Origin of the sequence: Amycolatopsis sp. MtRt-6 (assembly GCF_017308975.1) — a bacterium.
Classification (GTDB): domain Bacteria; phylum Actinomycetota; class Actinomycetes; order Mycobacteriales; family Pseudonocardiaceae; genus Amycolatopsis.
Genome location: NZ_JADWPD010000036.1, coordinates 26,188 through 52,031, shown reverse-complemented (window position 1 = coordinate 52,031; position 25,844 = coordinate 26,188). Strand labels below are relative to the sequence as shown.

General features: G+C 71.0%; 21 protein-coding genes. 11 read left to right on the top strand and 10 right to left on the bottom strand.

Features of this window, described 5'->3' with window-relative positions; genetic code table 11:
• The first annotated feature begins 162 nt into the window (after positions 1-162).
• The 3 genes from I4Q55_RS41005 to ligD are packed head-to-tail and all read left to right on the top strand — an operon-like array spanning position 163 to position 2,203.
• Positions 163-360: a hypothetical protein gene (locus tag I4Q55_RS41005; RefSeq protein WP_206789890.1), complete on the top strand. Its 198-nt coding sequence runs from the start codon at positions 163-165 to the stop codon at positions 358-360.
• Positions 361-387: 27 nt separating this feature from the next.
• Positions 388-1,314, top strand: a complete 927-nt coding sequence (locus I4Q55_RS41000) for a Ku protein (protein ID WP_206789891.1) — start codon at positions 388-390, stop codon at positions 1,312-1,314.
• Positions 1,315-1,339: 25 nt separating this feature from the next.
• Positions 1,340-2,203 carry a non-homologous end-joining DNA ligase gene (ligD, locus tag I4Q55_RS40995; protein ID WP_206789892.1) on the top strand — a complete coding sequence of 288 codons (864 nt, stop codon included), beginning with the start codon at positions 1,340-1,342 and terminating at the stop codon, positions 2,201-2,203.
• Here the strand turns inward: ligD and I4Q55_RS40990 are convergent.
• Positions 2,196-2,828: a UdgX family uracil-DNA binding protein gene (locus I4Q55_RS40990; RefSeq protein WP_206789893.1), complete on the bottom strand. Its 633-nt coding sequence runs from the start codon at positions 2,826-2,828 to the stop codon at positions 2,196-2,198. The genes ligD and I4Q55_RS40990 overlap by 8 nt on opposite strands.
• Before the next feature lie 87 nt (positions 2,829-2,915).
• Between I4Q55_RS40990 and I4Q55_RS40985 the strand changes: the two genes are divergently transcribed.
• The gene (locus tag I4Q55_RS40985; RefSeq protein ID WP_206789894.1) at positions 2,916-3,332 is read left to right on the top strand and encodes a CBS domain-containing protein; all 417 of its coding nucleotides are present in this window, start codon (positions 2,916-2,918) and stop codon (positions 3,330-3,332) included.
• Positions 3,333-3,395: 63 nt separating this feature from the next.
• Here the strand turns inward: I4Q55_RS40985 and I4Q55_RS40980 are convergent, their stop codons facing one another.
• From I4Q55_RS40980 to I4Q55_RS40955, 6 genes are all read right to left on the bottom strand, one after another.
• On the bottom strand, positions 3,396-3,701 hold the full coding sequence (locus I4Q55_RS40980) for a DUF3040 domain-containing protein (RefSeq protein WP_206789895.1): 306 nt from the start codon (positions 3,699-3,701) through the stop codon (positions 3,396-3,398).
• A 64-nt stretch (positions 3,702-3,765) separates the two neighbouring features.
• Positions 3,766-5,532, bottom strand: coding sequence for an IlvD/Edd family dehydratase (locus I4Q55_RS40975; RefSeq protein WP_206789897.1), 1,767 nt, complete (start codon positions 5,530-5,532; stop codon positions 3,766-3,768).
• Positions 5,533-5,672: 140 nt separating this feature from the next.
• Positions 5,673-7,079 carry a GH1 family beta-glucosidase gene (locus I4Q55_RS40970; protein WP_242546372.1) on the bottom strand — a complete coding sequence of 469 codons (1,407 nt, stop codon included), beginning with the start codon at positions 7,077-7,079 and terminating at the stop codon, positions 5,673-5,675.
• A 2-nt stretch (positions 7,080-7,081) separates the two neighbouring features.
• Complete coding sequence (locus tag I4Q55_RS40965; protein WP_206789899.1) at positions 7,082-7,969, bottom strand: carbohydrate ABC transporter permease; 888 nt, start codon at positions 7,967-7,969, stop codon at positions 7,082-7,084.
• Positions 7,966-8,955, bottom strand: coding sequence for a carbohydrate ABC transporter permease (locus I4Q55_RS40960; protein ID WP_206789900.1), 990 nt, complete (start codon positions 8,953-8,955; stop codon positions 7,966-7,968). The genes I4Q55_RS40965 and I4Q55_RS40960 overlap by 4 nt, the downstream gene beginning before the upstream one ends.
• A gap of 4 nt (positions 8,956-8,959) precedes the next feature.
• On the bottom strand, positions 8,960-10,264 hold the full coding sequence (locus tag I4Q55_RS40955; protein ID WP_206789901.1) for an ABC transporter substrate-binding protein: 1,305 nt from the start codon (positions 10,262-10,264) through the stop codon (positions 8,960-8,962).
• 250 nt (positions 10,265-10,514) lie between these two features.
• On the opposite strand from I4Q55_RS40955, the gene I4Q55_RS40950 reads away from it, so the two are divergent.
• From I4Q55_RS40950 to I4Q55_RS40935, 4 genes are all read left to right on the top strand, one after another.
• A complete protein-coding gene (locus I4Q55_RS40950; protein WP_206789942.1) occupies positions 10,515-11,510 on the top strand; it encodes a LacI family DNA-binding transcriptional regulator in 996 nt (331 codons plus the stop codon).
• Between the two features lie 487 nt (positions 11,511-11,997).
• Complete coding sequence (locus I4Q55_RS40945) at positions 11,998-14,916, top strand: glycoside hydrolase family 48 protein (RefSeq protein ID WP_206789902.1); 2,919 nt, start codon at positions 11,998-12,000, stop codon at positions 14,914-14,916.
• Positions 14,917-14,926: 10 nt separating this feature from the next.
• Positions 14,927-16,453, top strand: a complete 1,527-nt coding sequence (locus tag I4Q55_RS40940) for a cellulase family glycosylhydrolase (protein ID WP_206789903.1) — start codon at positions 14,927-14,929, stop codon at positions 16,451-16,453.
• A gap of 34 nt (positions 16,454-16,487) precedes the next feature.
• Entirely contained in the window at positions 16,488-18,311 is a 1,824-nt protein-coding gene (locus tag I4Q55_RS40935) for a glycoside hydrolase family 6 protein (protein WP_206789904.1), read from the top strand.
• A gap of 347 nt (positions 18,312-18,658) precedes the next feature.
• Here I4Q55_RS40935 and I4Q55_RS40930 read toward each other — a convergent pair whose 3' ends face one another.
• Positions 18,659-19,930: an ABC transporter substrate-binding protein gene (locus I4Q55_RS40930; protein WP_206789906.1), complete on the bottom strand. Its 1,272-nt coding sequence runs from the start codon at positions 19,928-19,930 to the stop codon at positions 18,659-18,661.
• A gap of 167 nt (positions 19,931-20,097) precedes the next feature.
• Here I4Q55_RS40930 and I4Q55_RS40925 point away from each other — a divergent pair, with 167 nt between their 5' ends.
• Positions 20,098-21,048, top strand: a complete 951-nt coding sequence (locus I4Q55_RS40925; RefSeq protein ID WP_206789908.1) for a LacI family DNA-binding transcriptional regulator — start codon at positions 20,098-20,100, stop codon at positions 21,046-21,048.
• A gap of 81 nt (positions 21,049-21,129) precedes the next feature.
• On the opposite strand, the gene I4Q55_RS40920 is transcribed toward I4Q55_RS40925, so the two are convergent.
• Positions 21,130-22,191 carry a lytic polysaccharide monooxygenase gene (locus I4Q55_RS40920; RefSeq protein WP_206789910.1) on the bottom strand — a complete coding sequence of 354 codons (1,062 nt, stop codon included), beginning with the start codon at positions 22,189-22,191 and terminating at the stop codon, positions 21,130-21,132.
• Between the two features lie 167 nt (positions 22,192-22,358).
• Here I4Q55_RS40920 and I4Q55_RS40915 point away from each other — a divergent pair, with 167 nt between their 5' ends.
• Both I4Q55_RS40915 and I4Q55_RS40910 read left to right on the top strand, forming a co-directional pair.
• Positions 22,359-23,552 (top strand): AGE family epimerase/isomerase, encoded by a 1,194-nt coding sequence (locus I4Q55_RS40915; protein WP_206789911.1) that lies wholly within the window; start codon positions 22,359-22,361, stop codon positions 23,550-23,552.
• 35 nt (positions 23,553-23,587) lie between these two features.
• On the top strand, positions 23,588-24,583 hold the full coding sequence (locus I4Q55_RS40910; RefSeq protein WP_206789913.1) for an aldo/keto reductase: 996 nt from the start codon (positions 23,588-23,590) through the stop codon (positions 24,581-24,583).
• A gap of 1 nt (position 24,584) precedes the next feature.
• Here the strand turns inward: I4Q55_RS40910 and I4Q55_RS40905 are convergent, their stop codons facing one another.
• Positions 24,585-25,748 carry a cellulose-binding domain-containing protein gene (locus I4Q55_RS40905; protein WP_206789915.1) on the bottom strand — a complete coding sequence of 388 codons (1,164 nt, stop codon included), beginning with the start codon at positions 25,746-25,748 and terminating at the stop codon, positions 24,585-24,587.
• Between the last annotated feature and the right edge of the window lie 96 nt (positions 25,749-25,844).

Genomic DNA, 25,844 nt, shown 5'->3' with positions numbered 1-25,844 from the left:
CCTGCTGTGACGTGGGTCTCACCACCTTGCCCGTCTTCGGCGCCGGACCTGGGGGAATTCACTCGTTCGGCCTAGTCGAGCCGGATCTTCGGAGTCCGCCGTGTTGCCCGCGGTGATCCGGGGTAACCCGCCGGCGAACGGACTGCCGGAGGGGAGCGAAAGATGCGGGACAAGCGCAACGATCTGCGGCCGGTGGCGGACCTGCTGGCCGACGGCGGGGACTCGCCGGAACTGGAGCGCACGCGCCACAAGGCGGCGCTGGCCGTGGCCGCCCGGGCGAAGGACCCCGAGGACTGCGCGCGGCTGCTCGAGATGCTGGGGCTGCACCGGAGCAGCCGCCGCAGCAGCGACGTCGCCTGAGCCGGGACGCGGGGCGAGGAGGACGACATGGCCCGACCGGTGTGGAGCGGCGCGCTGAGCCTGGGGCTGGTCACCGTGCCGGTGGAGCTGTACCCGGCGGTGGCGGACCACACGATCCACTTCCACCAGTTCGAACGCGGGACGTCGGACCGCATCCGCAACCGCCGGGTCAACGAGCGGACCGGCGAAGAGGTCACCCAGGACGAGATCGTCAAGGGCTACGACCTCGGCGGCGGGGACCACGTGCTCGTCGAACCGGACGAGCTGGACGAGATCGCGCCCGAGCGGTCGCGCCGGATCGACATCGAGCAGTTCGTCGAGCTCGACGAGATCGACCCGTGGTTCTTCGACAAGACGTACTGGCTCAAGCCGGCGAAGGAGGACTTCGCCAAGGCGTACGGCCTGCTGCTGCAGGCGATGGACCGCAGCGAAAAGGCCGGCATCGCGAAGTTCGTGTTGCGCGGCAAGGAGTACCTCGCGGCCGTCCGCGCCGGCGAGGACGTGATGGTGCTGAACACCCTGCACTTCGTCGCGGACCTGCGGAAGCCGAAGGACGTCATGGGCACGCTGCCGCAGCTGCCGAAACCGCGGCCCAAGGAACTCGACATGGCGCTCGCGCTCGTCGACGAGATGACCGCGCCCTGGAAACCCGAGGACTACCGCGACGAGTACTCGAAGCGCGTCGAAGAGCTGATCAAGGCGAAGGAAGCCGGCAAGGAGATCACCCACGAGGAGGAGCCGGAGCCCTCGGCCGACGTCGTCGACCTGTTCGAGGCGCTGTCGCGCAGCGTCAAGAACCGCAAGAGCGGCGGCAAGGAACCGAAGAAGAAGGCCGGGAAGAAGCTGGCCGAGCTGTCCAAGTCCGAGTTGGACAAGCTGGCCCGTGAGCAGGGCGTGAAGGGCCGGTCGAAGATGACGCGGGCCGAGCTCGAGAAGGCCCTGAAGGCGTCGTGACCGCCGACGTCGTACGGGTGCGCACGTGAAGACTTCCCACCCGGACAAGGTGTTCTACCCCGGCGACGGGCTGACCAAGGGCGATGTCGTCGAGTACTACCGCGCCGTCGCGAACGTCATGCTGCCGCACCTGCGCGGCCGCCCGCTGACGCTGCGGCGCTTCCCCGACGGCATCGGCGAGCAGGGCTGGTTCCAGAAGCACCCGGGGGAGCACTTCCCGGACTCGATCCGCGTCGAACGGGTGCCCCGGCGCGGCGGTGGCACCGACGAATACGTCGTGTGCGAGGACGCCGAGACACTGGCGTACCTGGCGAACCAGGGAACCGTGGAGTTCCACGTCTGGCTGTCCACTGTGGATGCTCCAGAGCGCCCGGACCGGTTGGTGCTGGACCTCGACCCGCCGGAAGGCACGCCGGTCGCGGAGCTGCGCGCCGTCGCCCGGCGCATCCGCGACCACTACGAGCGGGCCGGCCTGACCGCGTTCGTCCAGGCCACCGGCGGCCGCGGGTTCCATGTGCTCGCGCCGCTGGACGCGAAGTCGGACACGGAGGTGGTGCTGGAGCTGTCCCGCGCCCTCGCCGACCGGGTCGCGGCGGCTGATCCGGACCGGCTGACCACGGCTCAGCGCAAGGAAAAACGCGGCGACCGGATCTTCCTGGACGCCAACCGCAACGGGTACGCGCAGACGGTCGTCGCGCCGTACTCGCTGCGGGCCCGCCCGGGGGCCGCGGCCGCCACCCCGCTGGACTGGCGCGAGCTGGGCAAGGCGGCGCCGGACGGCTGGGCGCTGGGCAAGGAGAGGCAGCGGCTGGCCCGCAAGGAGGACCCCTGGCGGAACCTCGACGAGCACGCGGGCTCGGCCGAGCAGGCGCTGAAGGGCCTCACCTGAGCAGCTTCGCCGCGGCCTGCAGATCGGCGACGAAGCCCGCGTAGGCGTCGTCCCGGTCCGGGGCCCGCAGCACCGCCGACGGGTGGACCGTGGCCATCGCCGAGGGCACCAGATCGGCGACGTCCGCCGGTGCTTCCAGGGGCTCGCCGCGGTGGGCGGTGAGCCGGAACTTCGGGCCCAGCAACGACTGCGCGGCCGTCGCGCCCAGCAGCAGCACCAGCTCCGGGCGCACCGCGCGCAGCTCGGCCAGCAGCCACGGGCGGCACGCGACCACCTCGGTGCGGCCCGGCTTCTGGTGGATGCGGCGCTTCCCGCGTTCGTCGCGCTTGAACTTGAAGTGCTTGACCGCGTTGGTGACGTACAACGACCGCCGGTCGAAGCCGGCTTCGGCGAAGGCGCGGTCCAGCAGCTTGCCGGCCGGCCCCACGAACGGCTCGCCCGCGAGGTCCTCCTTGTCGCCCGGCTGCTCGCCGACGACGAGGACCGTCGCCCCGGCGTCGCCCTCGCCGAAGACGGTTTGCGTGGCGTCCTGGTAGAGCGGGCAGCCCTGGCACCCGGACGCCGCCGACCGCAACCGGTCGAGGTCGGTGGTGTCCGGTGGCTCGGCACCGCGGGAATCCGGCATGCCTCCGGAAATTCCCCGTCCGCGGCACGGGTAAACCCCGCCGGTCCGGGTAGCCGGAGGACAACGCCCCAGAGAAAGGAGTTCACGATGACCACCGCACGCGACATCATGACGTCCGACGCGACCTGCGCCCGGGAGTCCGACACCGTGCACGACGCCGCGGTCACCATGGCGCAGAAAGGCGTCGGCGCCCTGCCGATCTGCGGTGAGGACAACCGGCTCAAGGGCATGATCACCGACCGCGACATCGTCGTGAAGGTGCTGGCCGAGGGCAAGGACCCGCGCGCGGTCCACACCGGCGAGCTCGCCCAGGGCGAGGTCGTCACGATCGGCGCGGACGACGACGCCCAGGAGATCCTGCGCACGATGTCCGAGCACCGCGTCCGCCGGCTGCCGGTGATCGACGGGCACGACCTCGTCGGCATCGTCGCCCAGGCCGACGTGGCCAGGGCGCTGTCGAACCCGACCGCCGGCGAGCTGGTCGAGGCCCTGTCCTACGACTGAGTGACCCCTCCTACGCCACACGGCCGCCCCCGGCGCGAGTTCCGGGGGCGGCCGTGCCGCGCTTCAGCGGGAACCGGCCGCGGCGGTACCGTCCTCAGTGGACTCGCGGACCGACTCGGCGCGGGCGATGTGCCAGGCCACCAGGGCGCCCGCGCTCACCGTGCCCCAGAGCACGAGCGCGGCGTCGCGGGCGAACAGGCCGACGAGCAGCATCACCACCGCCGTGACGTCGCAGAGCACCAGCAACAGGTTCCAGCGCCTGGGCGAACGCGGCTTGCGACCGCTGAGGGCGGCGGCGAACGCGGGATCACTCGCGCGCAGTTCCGCCTCGATCTCGCGCAGGGCGTGCCGTTCTCGATCCGGGAGCATGGGGGCCTCCTCGCCTCGGCTATCGCTGGGGATACCCGTTTTCCGGGCGGGCGAAGCGCCGGGATCAGTGGTTGTCGCGGGGAATTCCCTTCGTCGTGGCGATGCGCTGGTAGGCGACGGCCGGACGCAGCACCATGCCGTCGCAGAGCTGGTCGACCATGGACCGCTGGATCTCCTGCCACGGCGTCTGCGCCGGGGGCACCGGGTAGCCGCCCGCCGCGGCCAGTTCCCGGTGGCGGCGCGCGAGTTCCTCGTCGGAGACGAGCACGTCCGCGGTGCCGGCGCCGAGGTCGATCCGGACCCGGTCCCCGGTCCGCAGCACGGCGAGGCCGCCGCCGGCCGCGGCTTCGGGGGAGGCGTTGAGGATCGACGGCGAGCCGGAGGTGCCCGACTGGCGGCCGTCGCCGAGGCAGGGCAGCTCGTGCACGCCCCGCTTGATCAGCTCCGCCGGCGGCCGCATGTTCACCACCTCCGCGGAGCCCGGATAGCCGAGCGGGCCGGTGCCGCGCATGACCAGCAGCGAGTGCTCGTCGACGCCGAGGCCGGGGTCGTCGATGCGGGCGTGGTAGTCCTCCGGGCCGTCGAACACGACCGCGGTGCCCTCGTAGACGCCCCCGGCCAGGTACCGCCGCCGGAACTCCGGCGAGATCACGCTGGACTTCATGATCGCCGCGTCGAAGAGGTTGCCCTTGAGGACCAGGAACCCGGCGTCGGGGGTGAGGGCGGTGTCGAAGGTCCGGATGACGTCCCGGTCGCCGGCCTCGGCGTCGCGGCAGTTGTCGCCGATGGGGTGGCCGTTGACGGTCGGCGCGTCCTCGTGGATCAGCCCGTGCCGCATCAGCTCGTGCACCACGGCCGGGACCCCGCCGGCGCGGTGGAACTCCTCGCCGAGGTACTTGCCCGCCGGCTGCAGGTCGACCAGCAGCGGGACGCCGTGCCCGAGCCGCTGCCAGTCGTCCAGTGGCAGGTCGACGCCGATGTGCCGGGCGATGGCGCCGATGTGGATGGGGGCGTTGGTCGAGCCGCCGATCGCGGAGCTCACCACGATGGCGTTCTCGAACGCCTCGCGCGTCAGGATGTCCGACGGCTTGACGTCTTCGCGGACCAGCTCGACGATCCGCAGCCCGGTCCGGTAGGCCATCCGCGCCCGGTCGCGGTGCGGGGCCGGGATGGCGGCGCAGCCGGGCAGGCTCATCCCGAGGGCCTCGGCGAGCGCGTTCATCGTGGACGCGGTGCCCATCGTGTTGCAGTGCCCGGGCGACGGCGCGGACGACGCGACGAGCTCCATGAACCCGGCGTCGTCGATCTCGCCGGCGGCGAGCAGCTCCCGCGCCTTCCAGATGATCGTGCCCGAGCCGGTGCGCTCGCCGCCGTACCAGCCGTTGAGCATCGGGCCGCCGGACAGCACGATGGCGGGGATGTCGACGGTCGCGGCGGCCATCAGGCACGCCGGGGTGGTCTTGTCGCAGCCGGTGGTGAGCACGACGCCGTCGATCGGGTAGCCGTAGAGGGTCTCCACGAGGCCGAGGTAGGCGAGGTTGCGGTCGAGCGCGGCGGTCGGGCGCTTGCCGGTCTCCTGGATCGGGTGGACGGGGAACTCGATCGCGATGCCACCGGCCTCGCGGATGCCCTCGCGGGTACGGTCGGCCAGCTGGAGGTGGTGCCGGTTGCAGGGCGTGAGGTCGGAGCCGGTCTGCGCGATCCCGATGATCGGCCTGCCGGACTGCAGCTCCTCCCGGGTGAGGCCCCAGTTCTGGTAACGCTCGAGGTAGAGCGCGGTCATCCCGGGGTCGGCGGGGTTGTTGAACCAAGCTTCGCTGCGCAGTCCCATACCGGCCAGTCTGGCAACGCGCCCCGCGGAATGCACGCCCCGGCTCAAGCGCCCCAATGTGGCCTTGGGTGCGTTGAACGCACCCAAGGCGGCCTTCGGTGCGTTCAACGCAACCAAGGCCGCCTTGGGGCGCTCGGGGATCAGCCGAGGCCGTTGAGGCCGATCACCCGGGAGTACCAGTGGGCACTCTGCTTCGGCGTCCGCCGCTGCGTGTCGTAGTCGACGTGGACCAGGCCGAACCGCTTCGCGTAGCCCTCCGCCCACTCGAAGTTGTCCAGCAGCGACCAGTAGAAGTACCCGCGCAGGTCGACGCCGGCCGCGATGGCGTCGTGGCAGGCCCGCAGGTGGGAGTCCAGGAACGCCACGCGGTCGGTGTCGACGATGTCACCGCCGTCGGAGATGACGTCGGGGTAGGCCGCGCCGTTCTCCGTGATGTACAGCGGGATCGGCCGGTAGCCGCGGTGCACCTGCAGCAGGGACTCGGTCAGCCCGCCCGGCTGGACCTCCCAGCCGGAGTCGGTGCGGGGCGCCGCCGGGTCCGGGACGAAGTGCACGTCGCCCGCGCCGACCCACTCGCCGCCCGCCGGCTCGCTGCCCGGCACCGGGCGGCCCGCGACGCGGTAGTCGCGGTAGTAGTTCACGCCCAGCCAGTCGACGTGCGCGGCGATGACCGCGGCGTCGTCGTCCCGCACGACCGAGCCCAGCCCGAACGGCTCGAGGTCGGCGACCAGGTCGTCCGGGTAGCCGCCGCGCAGCACCGGGTCGAGGAACAGCCGGTTCTGGAGGCCGTCGATGCGCCGGGCCGCGGAGACGTCGGCGACGTTCGCCGGGTCGTGCGGGGCGACCGGGTACAGGTTCAGCGTGATGCCGGCCGGGATGTCCGGGGCGTGCTGCCGGATGATGTCCATCGCCAGGCCGTGACCCAGCAGCAGGTGGTGGGTGGCGGCGACGGCCGCCGGGTGGTCGGTGCGGCCGGGGGCGTGGATACCGCCCGCGTAGCCGAGCATCGCCGCACACCACGGCTCGTTGAGCGTCGACCAGCTGGCGACGCGGTCGCCCAGCCGCGCCAGCACGGTCTCGGCGTACTCGGCGAACCGGTAGGCGGTGTCCCGGTTCGTCCAGCCGCCCTGCTCCTCCAGCGCCTGCGGGAGGTCCCAGTGGTACAGCGTCGCCCACGGCTGGATCCCGGACTCGAGCAGGCAGTCGACCAGCCGGTCGTAGAACGCGAGCCCGGCGGCGTTCGCCGCACCACCGTCCGGCCGCACCCGCGGCCAGGCCAGCGAGAAGCGGTAGGCACCGAGGTTGAGCCGGCGCATCAGCCCGACGTCTTCGGAGTACCGCCGGTAGTGGTCGGCCGCCGGTTCGCCGTTGTCGCCGCCCCGGACCGCTCCCGGGCGGCGTGCGAAGACGTCCCAGACCGAATCGGTGCGCCCGTCGGCCGTCGTGGCTCCTTCCACCTGGAACGCCGCGGTCGCGGCCCCCCAGACGAAGCCAGGCGGGAACATCAACGCGGTCTCCGCCCGAACGCTGTCGGGATGTACGGACATGTTCACCCTTTCACGGCACCTTGCATGATCCCGGCCACGATCTGGCGGCCGAGGAGGACGAAGACGATGAGGATGGGGATGGTGGCCAGGGTCGTGCCGGCCAGGACGAGCGAATAGTCGACGTAGTAGCCGCTCTGCAGCTTCTCCAGGGCCACCTGGACGGTGGGGTTGCCGGCGTCCAGCACGACGAGTGGCCACAGGAAGTCGTTCCACGACATCATGAACGTGAACATCGCGAGGATCGCCGCGGCCGGGCGCACCGCGGGCATGCAGACGTTCCAGAAGATCCGGATCATGCTGCAGCCGTCGACGCGCGCGGCCTCGATGAGCTCGTACGGCAGAGCGTCCACTGTGTACTGCCGCATCCAGAACACGCCGAACGCGGTGACCAGGTTGGGCACGATCACCGCGGCCAGGCTCCCCGCCCAGCCCAGTTCGGACATCGCGATGAACAGCGGGATGATGCCCAGCTGGGTGGGTACCGCGAGGGTGACGACGATGAACACGAACAGCTTGTTGCGCCCGCGGAACCGGAGTTTCGCGAAGGCGAACCCGGCCAGCGAGGAGAACAGCACCGTCGTCAGCGTCACCGTGCCGGACACGATGACGCTGTTGGCAAGCGCTTTCCAGAACGGCACGGTGTCGAACACCCGCGCCGCGTTGGCGAAGAAGTTGCCGCCGGGCACGAACGGCGGGATGCGCTCGGTGAGCATCCCGTTGTCGCGGCTGGCCACCAGGAACGACCAGTAGAACGGGAACAGCGAGCCGAGCACGAAGATCGCCAGCACGACGTAGGTCGCCTTGCGTGGCTTGCCGAGCGTGGCGACCTTCTGCCGGAGGCCCGGTTTCCGGGTACCGGCCGTGGGAATGTCACTCTGGAGTGTTGTCATTTCTTCTTCACCGCCGGGGTGCGGGCGATCCGGCCGGTGAGGAAGAAGTTCACCAGCGCGATGAGCACGATGATCACGAACAGCACCCAGGCGATCGCCGAGGCGTAGCCGAGATCGGCGTTCTGGAAAGCCGTCTGGTACAGGTACAGCGTCACGGTCTGGAACTGGCCGGTCGAGCCGCCGTTGCTGGACCCCGGCTGCGCGTCGAACAGCTTCGGCTCGGTGAAGATCTGCAGGCCGCCGATCGTCGAGGTGATGGTGACGAAGATCAGCGTGGGCTTGAGCAGCGGCAGCGTGACGTGGAAGAACCGCCGCCAGGTGCCGGCGCCGTCGATCAGCGCCGCCTCGTGCAGTTCCTTGGGGATGGCCTGCATGGCCGCCAGCACGATCAGGGCGTTGTACCCGGTCCAGCGCCAGTTGACCATGGTCGCGATGGCGAGGTGGCTGCCGATCCGGCTGGCCTGCCAGTCGACCGGGTCCAGCCCGATGGTCTGCAGCACGCCGTTGATCAGCCCGTACTGGGGGCCGAACAGGTTGGCGAAGATGATGCCGATGGCGACGAGGCTCGCCGCGTACGGCAGCAGGATGCCGACGCGCCACCCGGTCGCGCCCCGTAGCCGGGCCCCGAGCAACGCGGCCAGCAGCACCGCGATGATGATCTGCGGGACACTGGAGAGCAGGAAGATGCTGATCGTGTTGACCAGCGCGTTCCAGAACTGCGTGTCGGCGAAGAGCTCCGTGTAGTTGTCGACGCCGAGGAAGTCGGGATGGTCGGCCCCGGCCTCCCACTTGAACATCGAGACGTACGCGGTGTAGAGCAGCGGGAACAGCCCGACGATCCCGAACACGATGAAGAACGGCGCGATGTAGAGGTACGGCGAGACCTTGACGTCCCACCGGCTCAACCGATGACGGAAGGTGGGCCGGGGAGACACGCGCTCCCCGGCCTTACTCCCTTCTGGCGCGACCTTGTCGAGGACGGTCATCGGCTCAGCGAGTGATCTTCTTCGCGGCCTCGACGAGCTGGTTCCAGCCGTCCGCGGCCGACTTGCCCTGCTCGACCGCCTGCAGGGCGGGCCTGGTCGCGTTCTCCTGGATCTGGCCGTCGCCCGGGCCCTTGTACTGCGGCTTCTGGACCTTCTTGGCCTGCTCGGCGAACAGCTCGCCGACCTTCGTGCCGCCGAAGTAGTCGTCGGTCTTGCTCAGCAGCGCGGGGTCGGAGAGGGCCTTGACCTGGCTCGGGAAGGTGCCCTTGGCCTGGAACGCCTTGATCTGCTGCTCCGGGGCGGTCAGCCAGGCCGCGAGCTCGGCGGCCTCCTTCGGGTGCTTGGACTGCGTCGGGACGGTCAGGTACGAACCACCCCAGTTGCCGCCGCCGCCGGGGAACGCCGCGGTGACCGCCCACTTGCCCGCGAACTCCGGGCCGGCGTGTTCCTTGATGACGCCGAGCATCCACGCCGGGCACACCTTCGTCGCGAAGGCGCTCTGCTTGAAGCTGGAGTTCCACTCGTTGCTGAACGGGGTGAGCTTCGCGGACTGGCCCTTGGCGACCGCGTCGGTGACCTTGGCCCAGGCGTCCTTGATGCCCTGGTTGTTCTCGAGCGCGAGCTTGTCGTCGCTGCCGATGTAGCCCTCGGGCAGCTGGTTGACCATGGCGTTGAAGTTCTGCGACGCCGAGTCGAACCAGGCCTTGCCGCCGGACTTCTTCACGTAGTCGGTGCCGGCGGCGAAGTAGCTGTCCCAGGTGGCGAACAGCGGCTTCACGGCCTCGGGGTCCTCCGGCAGGCCGGCTTCCTTGAACATGTCCTTGCGGTAGCACATGGCGAGCGGGCCGATGTCGGTCCCGTAGCCGATGAGCTTGCCGTCCTTGGTCTTGGCGGCTTCGTACTTCCAGGGCAGCCAGCGGTCGGGAGAGGCGTCGGCCGGGCCGATCTTGCTCAGGTCGTTGAACTTCGAGCCCTTGTCCAGGAAGTCGGACAGGTGGCCCTCTTCGAGCGCCGCCACGTCGGCGAGACCCGAGCCCGCGGCCATCTTCGTGACGAGTTCCTCGTGGTAGGGGCCGCCCTGACCGATCTTGTTGTGGGTGATCTTGATGTTGGGGTGCAGTCGCTCGTACTCCGGGATGAGAGCCTCGTAACCGAACTCGGTGAACGTCGACAGCGTCAGCGTGATCTTTTCGTTCGGGTTCGCGGCCGCCGGCGTGTTGCTTTCACCGCCTCCGCTGCAGGCCGAGGCGCCGAGCGCCGTCATCGTGATGCCCAGTGCCAGGACCAGGCCGTTCCGGATCGTTCTCACGTGTCCAACCACCTTGTTGACGGGAATGAGCGCTCTCACTGCTGGGAGCCGATCTGGGAGCGCTCCCAGGTGTGGCAGAGTCTGGTGGGGGCGTTCACCGGTGTCAAGGGGTTGTAACCGGAGCGTTTCCTGCGAGGAGCGCTCCCGGACGTGGCGGAGCGTGAACGTTAAGCTGAGGCGGTCAGAGTTGCAGAGGGTGAGCGAGGGCGGTGCCGTGGGGCCTCGAGCAGGCGATGAAGAACGGCCGACACTGGAGGACGTCGCGGCGTTCGCCGGCGTGTCGCGGTCGACGGCGTCGCGGGCGTTGAACGACGACGCGTACGTCAGTGCGGCGGCGCGCGAGAAGGTGCTCTCCGCCGCCCGTGACCTGGGCTATTCGCCGAACCAGGCCGCGCGGTCGCTGGTCACGCGCCGTACCGGGGCGATCGCGGTGGTGCTGTCGGAGCCGGAGTCCCGGCTGCTCGACGACCCGTACCGCGCCGCCGTCATGCGGGCCGGCTACCGGGAGCTCGCCGACGTCGGCCGGCAGATGGTGCTGATCTTCAGCGACATCCGCGAGGACCTGAGCCGGACGGTCCGCTTCCTCGAGGGCGGCCACGTCGACGGCGCGCTGGTGTTCGCGCCGCACCGGGCCGACCCGCTGCCCAAGGCGCTGCGGCTGCTGCGCATCCCGGTGGTCTTCGGCGGCCAGGCGGCCGGCATCCGCCGCGGCGTGCACGTCGTCGACTTCGACAACGAAGGCGGCGCCCGGCTGGCGGTCCAGCACCTGGTCGCGGCCGGGCGGCGGCGGATCGCCACGATCGCCGGCCCCCAGGACCAGAGCGCCCCGATCGACCGTCTCGCCGGCTGGCGCAAGACCCTCCTCGACGCCGGCCTCGACCCCGCCGACCTGGCCGAGGAGGGCGATTTCACCCTTTCGGGCGGCGCGAACGCGATGTCGGCCCTCCTGGCGAGGCACCCGGACATCGACGCGGTGTTCGTCGCCAGCGACATGATGGCGGTGGGCGCGCTGCGCACCCTCGGCCGCGCCGGCCGCCGAGTCCCGGACGACGTCGCGATGGTCAGCTTCGACGACAACGTGACACTGGCCCCGGCCATGGACCCGCCCCTGACGTCGGTCCACCAGGACCCCCGCGAGCAGGTCCACGCCATGGTCGAGACCCTGATGCGCCTGCTCGACGACCACAACCTCAAGCCGCGCCAGCACATCCTCCCGGTCTCCCTGGCGGTCCGCGCCTCAAGCTGACCGACCCTCCAATCACGCGTGATGCCTCTCCAGTCACGCGTGATGCCCGGCCAGTCACGCGTGGAGCCTCCTCGATCACGTGCGCCGGATCCGGCTGCACGAGCCGGTGGGGCCGATCGGCCGCACCGGGGGTCGACACTCGTGATTCGGGGGTCGACACGCGTGATCGTGGAGCCGGCACGGCGTCCATGACTCGATGGGTGGGAACGTTCCGGTCCGAGATGCACGCCTTTGGCGCTAAACGGCGTTTTCCGGACACCCCGCGTGACTGATCGACTGGGCCGAACGGGTGGCGGGACGACGTTCGGGTGCGGCTGTTCAGGAGTGTTCAGTGGGCCGGCGTTCGCCGGGCGCGCAGATGTGACGTTCGGGGTCGTCGTGTCCTTCTGACTCGATTCTTTACATCCAGGTTTCCGGCTGGCTACCGTCTGCGCCTGGAAGCGCTCCCAGATCGCTGGCTCCCTACGGACAAAGGAGTTCCGCAGCCATGCGTTCCTCTCCCCGAAAGCGCGTCCGTGCGCTGGCACTGGCCTCGGCCGTGCTGGCGGCCACGGGCGCGGTGGTCGCCCCACCACCGGCGCTCGGCGCCGACATCGCCTGTTCCGTCACCTACACCACCAACGACTGGGACACCGGGTTCACCGCCAACGTCTCGCTGCGCAACGACGGAGCTCCGTTCGACGGCTGGAAGGTCGGCTGGACGTTCCTCGACGGCCAGAAGGTCCAGCAGGGCTGGAGCGCCACGTTCGCCCAGTCCGGCGCCGCGGTCACCGCGACGAACATGTCCTACAACGGCCGCCTCGAGACCGGGGCGAGCACGTCGTTCGGGTTCAACGGCACGAAGGGCTCGGCCAACCGGCCGCCCACCGACTTCTCCGTCAACGGCACCGCGTGCACCGGCGCGAACAAGGCGCCCACGGTCACCCTCACCGCGCCGTCCTCGACCGGCACCTTCTACGCCCCGGCGACGATCCCTCTAGCCGCGACGGCCGCCGACAGCGACGGCACAGTGAGCAAGGTCGAGTTCTACGCCGGTGACACGCTGCTGGCCACCGACACGGCCGCGCCGTTCGAGGGCAGCTGGGGCAACGTGCCGGCCGGGACCTACTCGGTGACGGCGAAGGCCTACGACAACAAGAACGCGTCGACCACGTCCAGCCCGGTCAGCGTGAAGGTCCTCTCCGGGCCGACGATCGTCGCCGCCCCGGCGACCGCGCAGGTCAAGCAGGGTGGCACGGCGACCTTCGCGGTGTCCCTCGCCGGCGCCCCGACGGGCCCGGTCACGGTCGCGGTGGCGCGGACGGCCGGCAGCACGGACCTCTCGGCCGCCCCGGCGAGCCTGACGTTCACCGCGGCGAACTGGAACGTGCCGCAGAACGTCACGGTCACCAGCGCCGACAACGGGGGCGCGCTCGGCAGCGCGACCTTCACCGCGAGCAGCAGCGGCTACACCGCGGCCACGGTGGCGGTCAACGAGATCTCGTCGTCCACTTCGGACTACCAGCTGGCATTCCTGACGCAGTACAACAAGATCAAGGATCCGAACAGCGGTTATTTCCGCAAGTTCGGGAACATCCTGGTGCCGTATCACTCGATCGAGACGCTGATCGTCGAGGCGCCGGATCACGGGCACGAGACGACGTCGGAGGCGTTCAGCTACTACCTGTGGCTGGAGGCGTCCTACGGCCGGATCACCGGTGACTGGGCCCCGTTCAACCAGGCGTGGACGTCGATCGAGACGTACGCGATCCCGTCGGCGGCGGATCAGCCGGGCAACTCCGGGTACAACGCGAGCAAGCCGGCGACGTATGCGGCGGAGTACCCGAGCCCGAAGCAGTACCCGTCGCAGCTGCAGTCGAACGTCCCGGTCGGGGCGGACCCGATCGCGGCGGAGCTGAAGGCGGCCTACGGCAACCCGGACGTCTACGGCATGCACTGGCTGCTGGACGTGGACAACATCTACGGCTTCGGCCGCTGCGAGGACGGCACCAACACCGCGCCGGCGTTCATCAACACCTTCCAGCGCGGCTCGCAGGAGTCGGTCTGGGAGACGGTCACGCAGCCCAGCTGCGACGTCCTGAAGTTCGGTGGCAAGAACGGCTACCTCGACCTGTTCACCGGTGACTCCTCCTACGCCAAGCAGTGGAAGTACACCAACGCACCGGACGCGGATGCCCGTGTGGTGCAGGTGGCTTTCCAGGCGCAGAAGTGGGCGCAGGCGCAGGGCAAGAGCGCGGACATCGCGGCTGTGGTCAAGAAGGCCTCGAAGATGGGCGACTACCTGCGGTACTCGCTGTTCGACAAGTACTTCAAGAAGATCGGCAACTGCGTCGGTGCGTCGGCCTGCCCGGCCGGGACCGGCAAGAACAGCGAGCACTACCTGATCTCGTGGTACTACGCCTGGGGCGGTTCGATGGACCCGGCCAGTGCCTGGGCGTGGCGCATCGGTGACGGCGCGGCCCACCAGGGTTACCAGAACCCGCTGGCGGCCTACGCGCTGTCGGCGGACCCGGGCCTGAAGGTCACCTCGGCGACCGGCGCGAGCGACTGGGCGACCAGCCTCAACCGGCAGCTCGAGTTCCTGCAGTGGCTGCAGTCGTCCGAAGGCGGTCTCGCCGGCGGTGCGACCAACAGCTGGGACGGCCAGTACGGCACGCCGCCCGCGGGCACGCCGACCTTCTACGGGATGTTCTACGACTGGCAGCCGGTCTGGCACGACCCGCCGAGCAACCAGTGGTTCGGCTTCCAGACCTGGGGCATGGAACGCATCGCCGAGTACTACCAGGCGACCGGCGACGCCCGGGCGAAGAAGATCCTCGACAAGTGGGTCCCGTGGGCCATCGCCAACACCACCGTCGGGGCGGGCGGCAGCTTCCAGATCCCGGCCGACCTCACCTGGACCGGCGCACCGGACACCTGGAACGCCACCAGCCCGGGCGCGAACAACGGCCTGCACGTCACGGTGAAGAACTTCAACAACGACGTCGGGGTCGCGGCTTCCCTGGCCAAGACGCTGCTGTACTACGCGGCGCGCTCGGCCAACGCCCCGGCGAAGACGGCCGGGGAGCAGCTGCTCACCGCGCTGACGGCGAACACCGACAGCAAGGGCATCGCGGTGCCGGAGACCCGGAAGGACTACGACCGGTTCGACGACACCTACAACGCCTCCACCGACCAGGGCCTGTACATCCCGCCGGGCTGGACGGGCACGATGCCGAACGGCGACGCGATCAACTCGAACTCCACGTTCCTGTCGATCCGCTCGTTCTACAAGAGCGACCCGCAGTGGCCGAAGGTCCAGGCCTACCTGGACGGCGGCGCCGCGCCGACGTTCACCTACCACCGGTTCTGGGCGCAAACGGAGATCGCCACGGCGTTCGCCGCGCACGTGGACCTGTTCGGCTGAGAGGCACGCGATGAAGCGACTGCTCGCTCTGGTGGTCGCCGCACTGGTCGGGGGCGCCGTTCTCACGGCGTCCCCGGCCACCGCGGCCCCGCCGGCCACGCAAGCGGCGGCCGGCACGGGCACCGGGTTCTGGCACGCCGCCGGAGCCCAGCTGGTCGACGAGACCGGGGCGCCGGTCCGGATGACCGGGATCAACTGGTTCGGCGCCGAGACGGCCAACTACTCGCCGCACGGGCTGTGGAGCCGCAACTACCGGGACATGCTCGACCAGATGGCCGGGCTCGGGTACAACACGCTGCGGCTGCCGTACTCGAACCAGCTGTTCGACGCCGGGTCCAAGCCGGTCAGCATCGACCAGGTGCAGAACCCGGACCTGCAGGGCCTGACCGGCCTGCAGGTGCTCGACAAGATCGTCGCCTACGCCGGCGGCAAGGGCATGCGCGTGCTGCTGGACCGGCACCGGCCGGACTCCGGCGCGCAGTCCCCGCTCTGGTACACCAGCGCGTACCCGGAGAGCCGCTGGATCGCCGACTGGACGATGCTGGCCCGGCACTACAAGGGAAACCCCACCGTGATCGGGGCGGACCTGCACAACGAACCGCACGCGATCCAGGGCGGCGGGGGAGCGTGCTGGGGCTGCGGCGACCCCGCGACCGACTGGCGGCTCGCCGCCGAACGGGCCGGCAACGCCGTGCTCGCGGAGAACCCGGACTGGCTGATCGTCGTCGAAGGCGTCGACTGCGTCAGCGGCACCGGCGACCCGCAGTGCGGCTGGTGGGGCGGCAACCTCTCCGGAGCGAAGCAGTTCCCCGTTCGACTGTCCAAACCGGACAAACTGGTGTACTCGGCGCACGAGTACGCGACGTCGGTGTTCGCCCAGAAGTGGTTCTCCGATCCGGCTTTCCCGGCGAACCTGCCCGCGCTGTGGGACCACTTCTTCGGCTACCTGCACAAGCAGAACATCGCGCCGGTGCTGCTCGGCGAGTTCGGCTCCACGCTCGCCGACCCGCGCGACAAGGTCTGGCTGCAGGAGCTGATGAAGTACACGGGCACCGGCACGTCCGGGATGAGCTTCACGTACTGGTCGTGGAACCCGAACTCGGGTGACACCGGCGGCATCCTCAACGACGACTGGACGTCGGTCAACCAGACCAAGCAGGCGATCCTGCAGCCGTACCTGATCCCGCCGGCCGGCTCGGGTGGCGGCCCGGCCGACCCGCCGGCGAGCTGCGCGGTGACCTACCGCGTCGACAACACCTGGCAGGGCGGCTTCCTCGCCACGGTGACGGTGAAGAACACCGGCGGCTCGGCGCTGAAGAACTGGGCGCTCGGCTGGACCGTGCCGTCCGGGACGCAGATCACCGGCGGCTGGAACGCGACCGTCACGCAGACCGGGCAACAGGCGAGCGCCAAGGCTCCCGCCTGGGCTCCCGACCTGGCCGGCGGTGCCTCGGTGTCGATCGGCATCCAGGCGACCGGCCCCTCGACCGGCACGCCGTCCGGCTTCGCCGTCGGCGCGACCGCCTGCACCACCTGACCCACCCCACCGAACAACCTAAGGAGCGCACTCGATGAGGAGTGAATTCTGGTCCGCGAAGAGGAAGTCACGGTTCGCCGTGGCGTCCTCGGTGACGGCGGCGGCGATGACCGCCGGATTGCTGGTGGCCGGGGGCAGTCCGGCGGGCGCCGCCACCGGCTGCAAGGTCACCTACACGGTCAACCAGTGGGACACCGGCTTCACCGCGAACATCGCCGTGACCAACCTGGGCGACGCCGTGTCGTCCTGGAACGTCGAATGGGACTTCGGCGGCAACCAGCAGGTGCAGCAGGGCTGGAGCGCCACGTACAGCCAGAGCGGCAAGCACGTGAGCGCGAAGAACCCGTCGTGGGGCGGGAACCTGGGCACGAACGCGACGGCCAACTTCGGCTTCAACGGCTCGTACTCGGGCACGAACGACATCCCGACGTCGTTCTCCCTCAACGGCACCCACTGCGACGGCACGCCGACGACCACGACGCCGACCACGCCGACCACGGTCACCACGACGCCGACCACCCCGACGACGCCGACCACGCCCACCACCCCGACCACGGTCACCACGACGCCCCAGCCCGGAACGCACGTGGAGAACCCGTACGCCGGGTCGAAGGGGTACGTGAACCCGGACTGGTCGGCTCAGGTGACCGCGGCGGCCGCGGCCAAGGGCGGCACGCTCGGCGCCCAGATGGCCAAGGTGGCCAACACCTCGACCGCGGTCTGGCTGGACCGGATCGCGGCGATCGCGGGCACGTCGAGCTCACGCGGCCTGCGCGGGCACCTCGACGCGGCGCTGGCCCAGCAGACCGGCAGCACGCCGGTGACCATCCAGATCGTCGTCTACGACCTGCCGAACCGCGACTGCGCGGCGCTGGCCTCCAACGGTGAGCTGAAGGTCTCCGAGAACGGCCTGGCCCGGTACAAGGCGGAGTACATCGACCCGATCGCCTCGATCCTGGCCGACCCGAAGTACGCGCCGCTGCGGATCGTGGCGGTCGTCGAGCCGGACTCGCTGCCCAACCTGATCACCAACCTCTCGACGGCCAAGTGCGCCGAGGCGCAGTCGAGCGGGGCGTACGTCCAGGGCATCCAGTACGCGCTGAACAAGCTCCACGCGATCTCCAACGTCTACAACTACCTGGACATCGCGCACTCGGCGTGGCTGGGCTGGGACAGCAACTTCGGCCCGTTCGTCAACGCGGTCAAGCAGATGCTGCAGGGCACCACGGCCGGCGTGAACAGCATCGACGGGTTCATCAGCTCCACGGCCAACTACACGCCGCTGACCGAGCCGAACCTGCCGGACCCGAACCTGAACGTCGGCGGCCAGCAGCTGCGGTCGGCGAAGTTCTACCAGTGGAACCCGTACTTCGCCGAGGTGCCGTTCGCCACGGCGATGTACAACGCGTTCGTGGCCGCGGGCCTGCCGAGCGGCATCGGCATGCTGGTCGACACCTCGCGCAACGGCTGGGGCGGCGCGGCCCGGCCCACCGGCGCCTCGGGGTCCACGGTGGACGCCTACGTCGACTCCGGCCGGATCGACCGGCGGCTGCACCGCGGCAACTGGTGCAACCAGAGCGGTGCGGGGCTGGGCGTGCGGCCCACCGTCGCGCCCCAGGCGCACTTCGACGCCTACGTCTGGATCAAGCCGCCGGGTGAGTCCGACGGCGCGAGCAAGCTGATCCCGAACGACGAGGGCAAGGGCGCGGACCCGATGTGCGACCCGGCCTTCCGCGGCAGCGAGCAGGCCAACGGCGGCAACCTGACCGGCGCCCTGCCGGACGCGCCGCTGTCCGGCAAGTGGTTCCAGGCCCAGTTCGAGCAGCTGGTCCAGAACGCCTACCCGCCGGTGCAGTAAAAGACCCCGGGCCGGGCGGTGCCGCGCAGCCGCCGCCCGGCCCGGCCTCCACCACCACGGCAACCCGGCGAGCGGGCGGTCCCGCCCGGCCGCTCGCCGCGGTCCCGCCCGGCCGCCTGACCGGCCGGACGGGACGGCGGGGTCCGGCTCGACGTCCGACGGGACTTCGGGCCGGACCCCGTGGCGCGGGCCGATCCGGGCCCGATACCCCCTCGAACTGGTTCGATGACGAACCCCACCCGGGTGTGAAACGCGTGCGAACCCTTGTTCTGCGGCGAAGTGATCGCCCGCACCACCGAGCGCCCGTGCGCGGCGCTGCCGGCGAAGAAGCGCTCGTGCGGCGCCCGTCAGGGCACGAGCCGGTGCACGCCGACCAGCACCTGCTGCCAGACGGCCGCCGGGTCGGCGCCCTGCTCGACCGCCTTGAGCGACGGCGCGATCACCGTCTCCTGGATCTTGCCGTCGCCCGGCCCCTTGTACTGCGGTTTCCCGACCTTGCGGGCCTGTGCGACGAAGACCTGGCCGATCAGCGCCCCACCGAAGTAGCCGTTCATCTCGCTGAGCAGGTCCGGGGAGGTGAAGGCGTCGACCTGGCTGGGGAAGTTCCCGCTCACCCGGAACGCGCGCAGCTGCTGCTCCGGCGCGGTCAGCCAGGCGGCGAGCGCGGCGGCCTCCTTCTGGTGCGGGCTCGAGGACGGCACGGTGAGGAAGGACCCGCCCCAGTTGCCGCCGCCGTCCGGGAAGGCGTCGGTGAGCGCCCACTTGCCCGCGTTGGCGATGCCGGCCTGCTGTTCGATGACGCCGAGCATCCACGACGGACACATCTTCGTCGCGAAGGCACCGGTGCGCAGGCCGTTGTTGCCGTCGTCGGCGAAGGCGGTGAGCCCGGCCGACTGGCCCTGGTTCACCGCCGAGGTGACCCGGTTCCAGGCGTCCCGCAGCGCGGCGTTCGTCTCCAGCGTCGAGCGGTCCTCGCGATCGAGGTAGCCGACCGGGAGCTGGTTGACCATGGCGTTGAAGATCTGCGCCGAGGAGTCGAACCACGGCTTGCCCTTCGAGCGCTTGACGTACTTCTCGCCGGCCTTGAAGAAGCTGTCCCAGGTCGCGAACATCGTCTTCACCGAGCCGGGGTCGGTCGGCAGCCCGGCCGCTTCGAGCAGGTCCTTGCGGTAGCACATGGCCAGCGGCCCGATGTCGGTGCCGTAGCCGACGAGCTTGCCGTCCTTGCTGCGGCCCGCCTCGTACTTCCACTCCAGCCACCGGCCGGGTTTCACCTCGGGCGGCCCGATCTTGGCCAGGTCGGCGAACTTGCCGGCGTGGGCGAGCACGTCGGCGAGGTGGCCTTCCTCGACGGCCTGGATGTCGGCGAGGCCCTGGTTCTTCTGCAGCTTGTCCAGCAGGTCCTCGTGGTACGGGCCGCCCTGTTCGGTGCGGACCTGGCGGATGGTGAGCCCGGGGTGGGTGAACTCGTAGCCGGGGATGAGGTCGTCGTAGCCGAACTCGCCGAACGTCGCCACCGTGAGCGTGATCTGCTCCGGCGTGCCCGGCCCGCAGCCCGCGGTCAGGACGACCGGCACGAGCAGGACGACGGCGGCCAGCGTTCTTCGGATCTTCCTCATCTACGCGCACTCCCCATTCGCGGCACACTCCCGGCCTCCGTTGGCTGGGAGCGCTCCCGGGGCGAGTCTCGTTTCCCGGTGCGGCGGGTGTCAAGGTGCGCGACGGCGGGTGTCCGGACGGACACGGACCGCGGGCCGGAGTCCTTGTGGTGCCAGGAAGGGGTGCGATGAAGCGTCCGACGATCACCGACATCGCGAAGGAGGCCGGCGTCTCCAAGGGCGCGGTTTCCTACGCCCTCAACGGCCGCCCCGGCGTCTCGGAGGCCACCCGGCGGCGGATCACCGAGATCGCCCGGGAGCTCGGGTGGGCGCCCAGCAGCACGGCGCGCGCGCTGTCCGGCGGCCGGACCGGGGCCCTCGGCCTGGTGCTCGACCGGCACCTGGAGGCGTTCGTCCCGGCCCTGCTCGACGGGTTCGCGGGCGAGCTGCTGCTGCAGGCCGCCCCCGGCCGCGAGGCGGCGCTGGCGATCTACCGCCGCTGGCGGGCCGAGCGGAAGGTCGACGGCGTGCTGCTCACCGAGCCGGGCTGCGCGGCCGAGCTGGTCCGGATCGGCCTGCCGGCGGTGGTGCTCGGCGGTCCGGGCGGGGTGCCGGGCACGCCATCGGTGCTGGTGGACGACTTCGCGGGCGCCGCCGAGGCCCTGGCGTACCTGGCGGCCTTGGGACACCGGCACGTGGTCCGCATCGCGGGCGCGGCGGTGTTCGCGGACCCGATGGCGCGCAGGCGGGCCTTCGCGACGGCGGCGACGGGCCTGGCGCACCCGGACACGGTCCACCCCGAGCCCTCGGCCGACGCGGTCCGGCGGGTGCTGGCCACACGTCCCCGGCCGACGGCGCTGCTGTGCGACACGGACGACCTGGCGGTGGCGGCGCTCGCGGCCGCGCGGGAGCTCGGGCTCGCGGTGCCGAAGGACCTGTCGGTGGTGTCGTGGGACGACACGCCGCTCTGCAGGCTGGTCCGCCCGGCGCTCACGGCGATCCGCCGCCCCCTGGCCGAGCTCGGCACGCTGGCGGCGTCGGTGCTGCACGACGTGCTGGCGGGGGAGCGGACCGGGGACGTGTACACGTCCCGGCCGCGGTTGATCACCCGGGGGAGCACCGCGCCGGCGAATGTGTGACGGTCGCCGGTGTCGCGAATGACTCATTCGGGACGTGGGAGGTCCCGAACGAGTCATTCGCGACGTTCGAACCCGGGACGGTCAGGTGCCCTGGCAGGTCGGCGACGGGGCCGCGTTGCCTCCCGTCGTGTTGACCGTCAGCCCGAACGTCGTCGTGCCGTCCGCGGCGATCCGGCCGTTCCAGTTGGCGTTGCGGACCGTCACCGCCGAGCCGGACAGGCTCAGCGTGCCGTTCCACACGCTGCCTATCGTCTGGCCCGCCGGCAGTGTCCAGCCGACCTGCCAGCTGTTGTACGCAGTCGTGCCGTGGTTCATCACCGTCACCGAGGCCTGGTAGCCGCCGCTCCAGCTGTTGGTGATCTCGTACATCGCCATGCAGGAGCCCGGCGGCGGGGTGCCGGTGGTGGTCGTCGGCGTGGTCGACGTCGGCGGGGTGCCCGGGTCCTTCACGCCGGTGACCTCGCCGTTGCCGCCGTCGAACGTGACGTCCGAACAGCCGTAGAACGTCTCGGCGCTGTCCGAGCGCTTCCACACCGAATAGATGATGTGGCGGCCAGACTTGTTCGACGGCAGCGCGCCGCTCCACTTGTACTGGCCCTCGACCGTGCCCACCGAGCCGGTCACCGGTGGGTGGTCCACCGTCAGGAACGGCTGGTCCTCCAGGGAGTCCCAGGTGAGCGGCTGGTTCGGGTTCCAGCCGTCCTTGGTCACGTACGTGTAGAACCAGCCCGGGTGGGCCGCCCACGCGTTGTACGAGAAGTCGAACCGGGCGCCGGCCGTGAGGTGGGTCAGCGGCCACTGGCCGACCCCGTCGAAGCCCGCGTAGCCCGGGTTGCCGCCCGAGCACAGCTTCCCGTCGGGGATGAACCCGCGCGTGCGCCCGGCGCCATCCGAGCGCAGCACGCCGAACCAGTTGTACAGCGAGTTGGCCCCGCTGACGCCCACCGCCGCCGCGCAGGCCGGGTTCTGGGGCTTGATCTCACCGGTCGAACTGAGCCCGTCCTGCCAGCACAGGAAGGTCCGGCTGCCCGGTTTCATCATGGCGCCGTGCGCCTCCGCCGTGCCGGTGCTCAGCAGGACGGTGGTCAGGCTCGCCAGCAGCACGGTGACGGCGGCGAGAACGGTACTTCGTCTCCTGGTCACGTCAGTCCCTTCATTGGGTTGCGTGCGTCGAAGACTGGGAGCGCTTCCAAGGTCAGGATACGCGGCGGCGGTCACTTCCGGAACAGCCCGCGATGACCGGGACGGGCGCCTTGGCCTACCTTGGCGGGGGCCGTCGAACCGGGCGCGCCCGTGGAGAAAGGCAGAGAGTGGACAGTCCGTCTTCGGTTCCCGCCTGGGTGCGCGCCGAACCCGCCCGGCTGCTCGGGTTCGCCGGCGGCGCGGTACACCCGGGCGGCGGGTTCGCCTGGCTCGACGACGCCGGGCGGCCGGTGCTCGACCGGCCCGTCGAGACCTGGATCACCTGCCGGATGACGCACGTCTTCGCGCTCGCGTCGCTGCAGGGCGCCGACACCGGCGCGCAGGTCGCCCACGGCGTCGCGGCGCTCACCGGCCCGCTGCGGGACGCCGGGCACGGCGGCTGGTACGCCTCGACCGCCCTGGACGAGAAACGCGCCTACGAGCACGCGTTCGTCGTGCTGGCCGCCGCGAGCGCGGCCGCGGCCGGCGCCGAAGGAGCGCGGGCGCTGCTGGCGGAAGCCCTGGAAATCGTCGAACGCCGGTTCTGGGAACCGGCCGCCGGCCGGGTCGCCGACGTCTGGGACCGCGGCTGGACGCGCCTGGAGGACTACCGCGGCGCCAACGCCAACATGCACACCGTGGAGGCCTTCCTGGCCGCCGCCGACGTCACCGGCGACCCCGTGTGGGCCGGCCGCGCGCTGTCCATTGTGGAGCGCCTGGTCCACGGCGAGGCCCGCGCGCACGGCTGGCTGCTCCCGGAGCACTTCGACCCGGGCTGGCGCGTGCGGCTGGAGTTCAACCGCGCCGAGCCCGCCCACCCGTTCCGCCCGTTCGGGGCGACCATCGGGCACCTCTTCGAATGGGCCCGGCTGGCCGTCCACCTCGGCCGCGCGCTCGGGGACGCCGCGCCGCCGTGGCTGGTGCCCGACGCGGCCGCGCTGTTCGAGGCCGCCGTCCGCCACGGCTGGGCCGTCGACGGGCGGCCGGGCTTCGTCTACACGACCGACTTCGCCGGGACGCCGGTGGTGCGCACCCGGCTGCACTGGGTGGTGACCGAGGCGATGGCCGCGGCGTGGACCCTGCACCAGGAAACCGGCGACCCGGCGTACCTCGCCCGGTTCACCGAATGGTGCGAACACGCCGAAGCCTGCTTCGTCGACCGTGAACTCGGTTCGTGGCACCACGAACTGGACCCGGAGAACCGTCCCGCCGCGACGGTGTGGGCCGGCAAACCGGACGTCTACCACGCCTACCAGGCAACGCTGCTGCCCGGCCTGCCACCCGCGGCGTCGTTCGCCGGCGCGCTCCTCAAGCGCGGTTAGACTGCGTTCGCCGTCCACTTTCGACAAGGAGAACCATGTCGCCTTTCGTCGCGGCCGGAAACCGGTACGCGGACATGCCGTACCGGCGGGCCGGGCGCAGCGGGCTGAAGCTGCCCGCCGTGTCGCTCGGCCTGTGGCACAACTTCGGGGACGACAAGCCCCTCGACGTCCAGCGGGCCGTGCTGCGGCGGGCGTTCGACCTCGGGGTGACGCACTTCGACCTGGCCAACAACTACGGCCCGCCACCCGGCTCGGCCGAGACCAGCTTCGGCCGCCACTTCGCCGCCGACTTCCGCCCGTACCGCGACGAGATCCTGGTGTCGTCCAAGGCGGGCTACCTGATGTGGGACGGCCCGTACGGCGAATGGGGCTCCCGCAAGAACCTCCTCGCGAGCCTCGACCAGAGCCTGGCCCGCACCGGACTGGATTATTTCGACGTTTTCTACTCGCACCGCCCGGACCCGGAAACGCCGATCGAGGAGACGATGGGCGCGCTCGACACCGCCGTCCGCTCGGGCAAGGCGCTGTACGCGGGCATTTCGAACTATTCGCCCGAGCAGACCGAGGCCGCGCTCGCCGCGCTGAAGGACCTCGGCACCCCGCTGCTGCTCCACCAGCCGCGGTATTCGATGCTCGACCGCTGGGTCGAGGACGGCCTGCTCGACACCCTCGACTCCCACGGAGTCGGCTCGATCGCGTACTCGCCGCTGAGCCAGGGCCTGCTGACCGACCGGTACCTCGACGGCGTCCCGGCCGACTCCCGCGCGGCCGGCGCCAGCCCGTTCCTCACCAGCGACCGGCTGACCGAGGAGACCCTGGCGACCGTCCGCGCGCTGAACGACATCGCCAAGGGACGCGGGCAGACGCTGGCCCAGCTGGCCATCGCCTGGGTGCTGCGCCGCGGCCGCGTCACCTCCGCGCTGATCGGCGCCAGCAGCGTCGCCCAGCTGGAGAACACCGTCGCGGCCACCGCGAACCTGGAGTTCACCGACGACGAGCTGGCCGCGATCGAGCGCGTGCTCGGCCGGTAGCTCAGCAGCCGATCCGCGAGGAGCCCACGGCCACGTCGTCGAACCACAGCGTGTCCGCGTCGCCGGCGTAGCTCTCCCAGCCCAGGCGCAGGTCGGTCACCGCGGGGTGCCACGCCCGGGCGAGCCACTGCTGGTCGACGTCGGCGGTCGGGACGCCGTCCACGACCAGGCCGGGCACCTCGGCCGAGCCCAGCCACGTCCGGAGCTGCCCGGCCGCGCCGTCGAGCCGGAACTCGAAGCAGGACCAGGTGCCGGTCGGCAGCGGGACGCTCTGGGCGACGCCGGCCGGGCTCTGGGCGGGCAGGGTGGCGTCGTCGGACTCACGGTTCCACTGCAGGGCCCGGTTCTGCCCGCCGGCCCGCAGGTCGCGGCCGTCGGTGCTGTCGCGCATCGCCAGGAACGTGACGTGCCCGGCGGGCAGCGCGGTGGTGTGCCGGACCCAGAACCGCCCGTACAGGACGCCGGAACCGGACACGCTGGTGCCGAGGAACGCGTGGTTGCAGTAGCCGCCCTGGCCGGTGACCTTGACCGAGCGGCTGCCCGAGTGGGCGACCGTGGTGTCGACGGCGACCGTGCCGGTGCCCTGGCAGTTGGCGGCGCCGACGGTCCACCGGCCGCCGGGCGTACCGCCGGTCTGCTGCTCGAAGTCGTCGCAGAGCGCGGCGCCCGCGCAGCCGGCGGGCGGCGGCCCGGACGTCGTGGTGGTGGGCCCGGAAGTCGGTGTGGTGGGAGTGGTGGTCGGTGTGGTGGACGTCGGGGGAGCGGGGTCACCGCACGAGACGCCGTTGAGCGCGAAGTCGGTGGGCTCGGCGTTCGTCCCGCTCGCCGTCCCCTGCAGCCCGAACGAAACCGAGCCGCCGGCGGGCAGCGCGCCGTTGTAGGACAGGCTCTGCGCGGTGACGGCGTTCCCGGTCTGGCGGACGGTGGCGTTCCAGGCGGAGGTCACGGTCTGGTTCCCGGCGTAGTGCCAGGTGAGTGTCCAGGAGGAGGCCGCGGTGGGGCCGTTGGTCACCGTGATGTCGGCGGTGAAGCCGGTTTGCCACTGGTTGAGGCGGTAGGCGACCGCGCAGGCGGGCGCGGCGGCCGCCGGTCCGGCCAGGACGACCGCGGTGGTCGCCGCGGCGGCGAGGCAGAGCGCGGCCAGCGCGCCGGCGAACCTGTGCATGGGGTGGCTTCTCCTCCGGACGCGGACAGGGGCGGCGGGGGGGGGGGGCCGCCGCCCCCCGGGGGGGGGGGGGGGCGGGGGCGGGGGGCGGGGCAG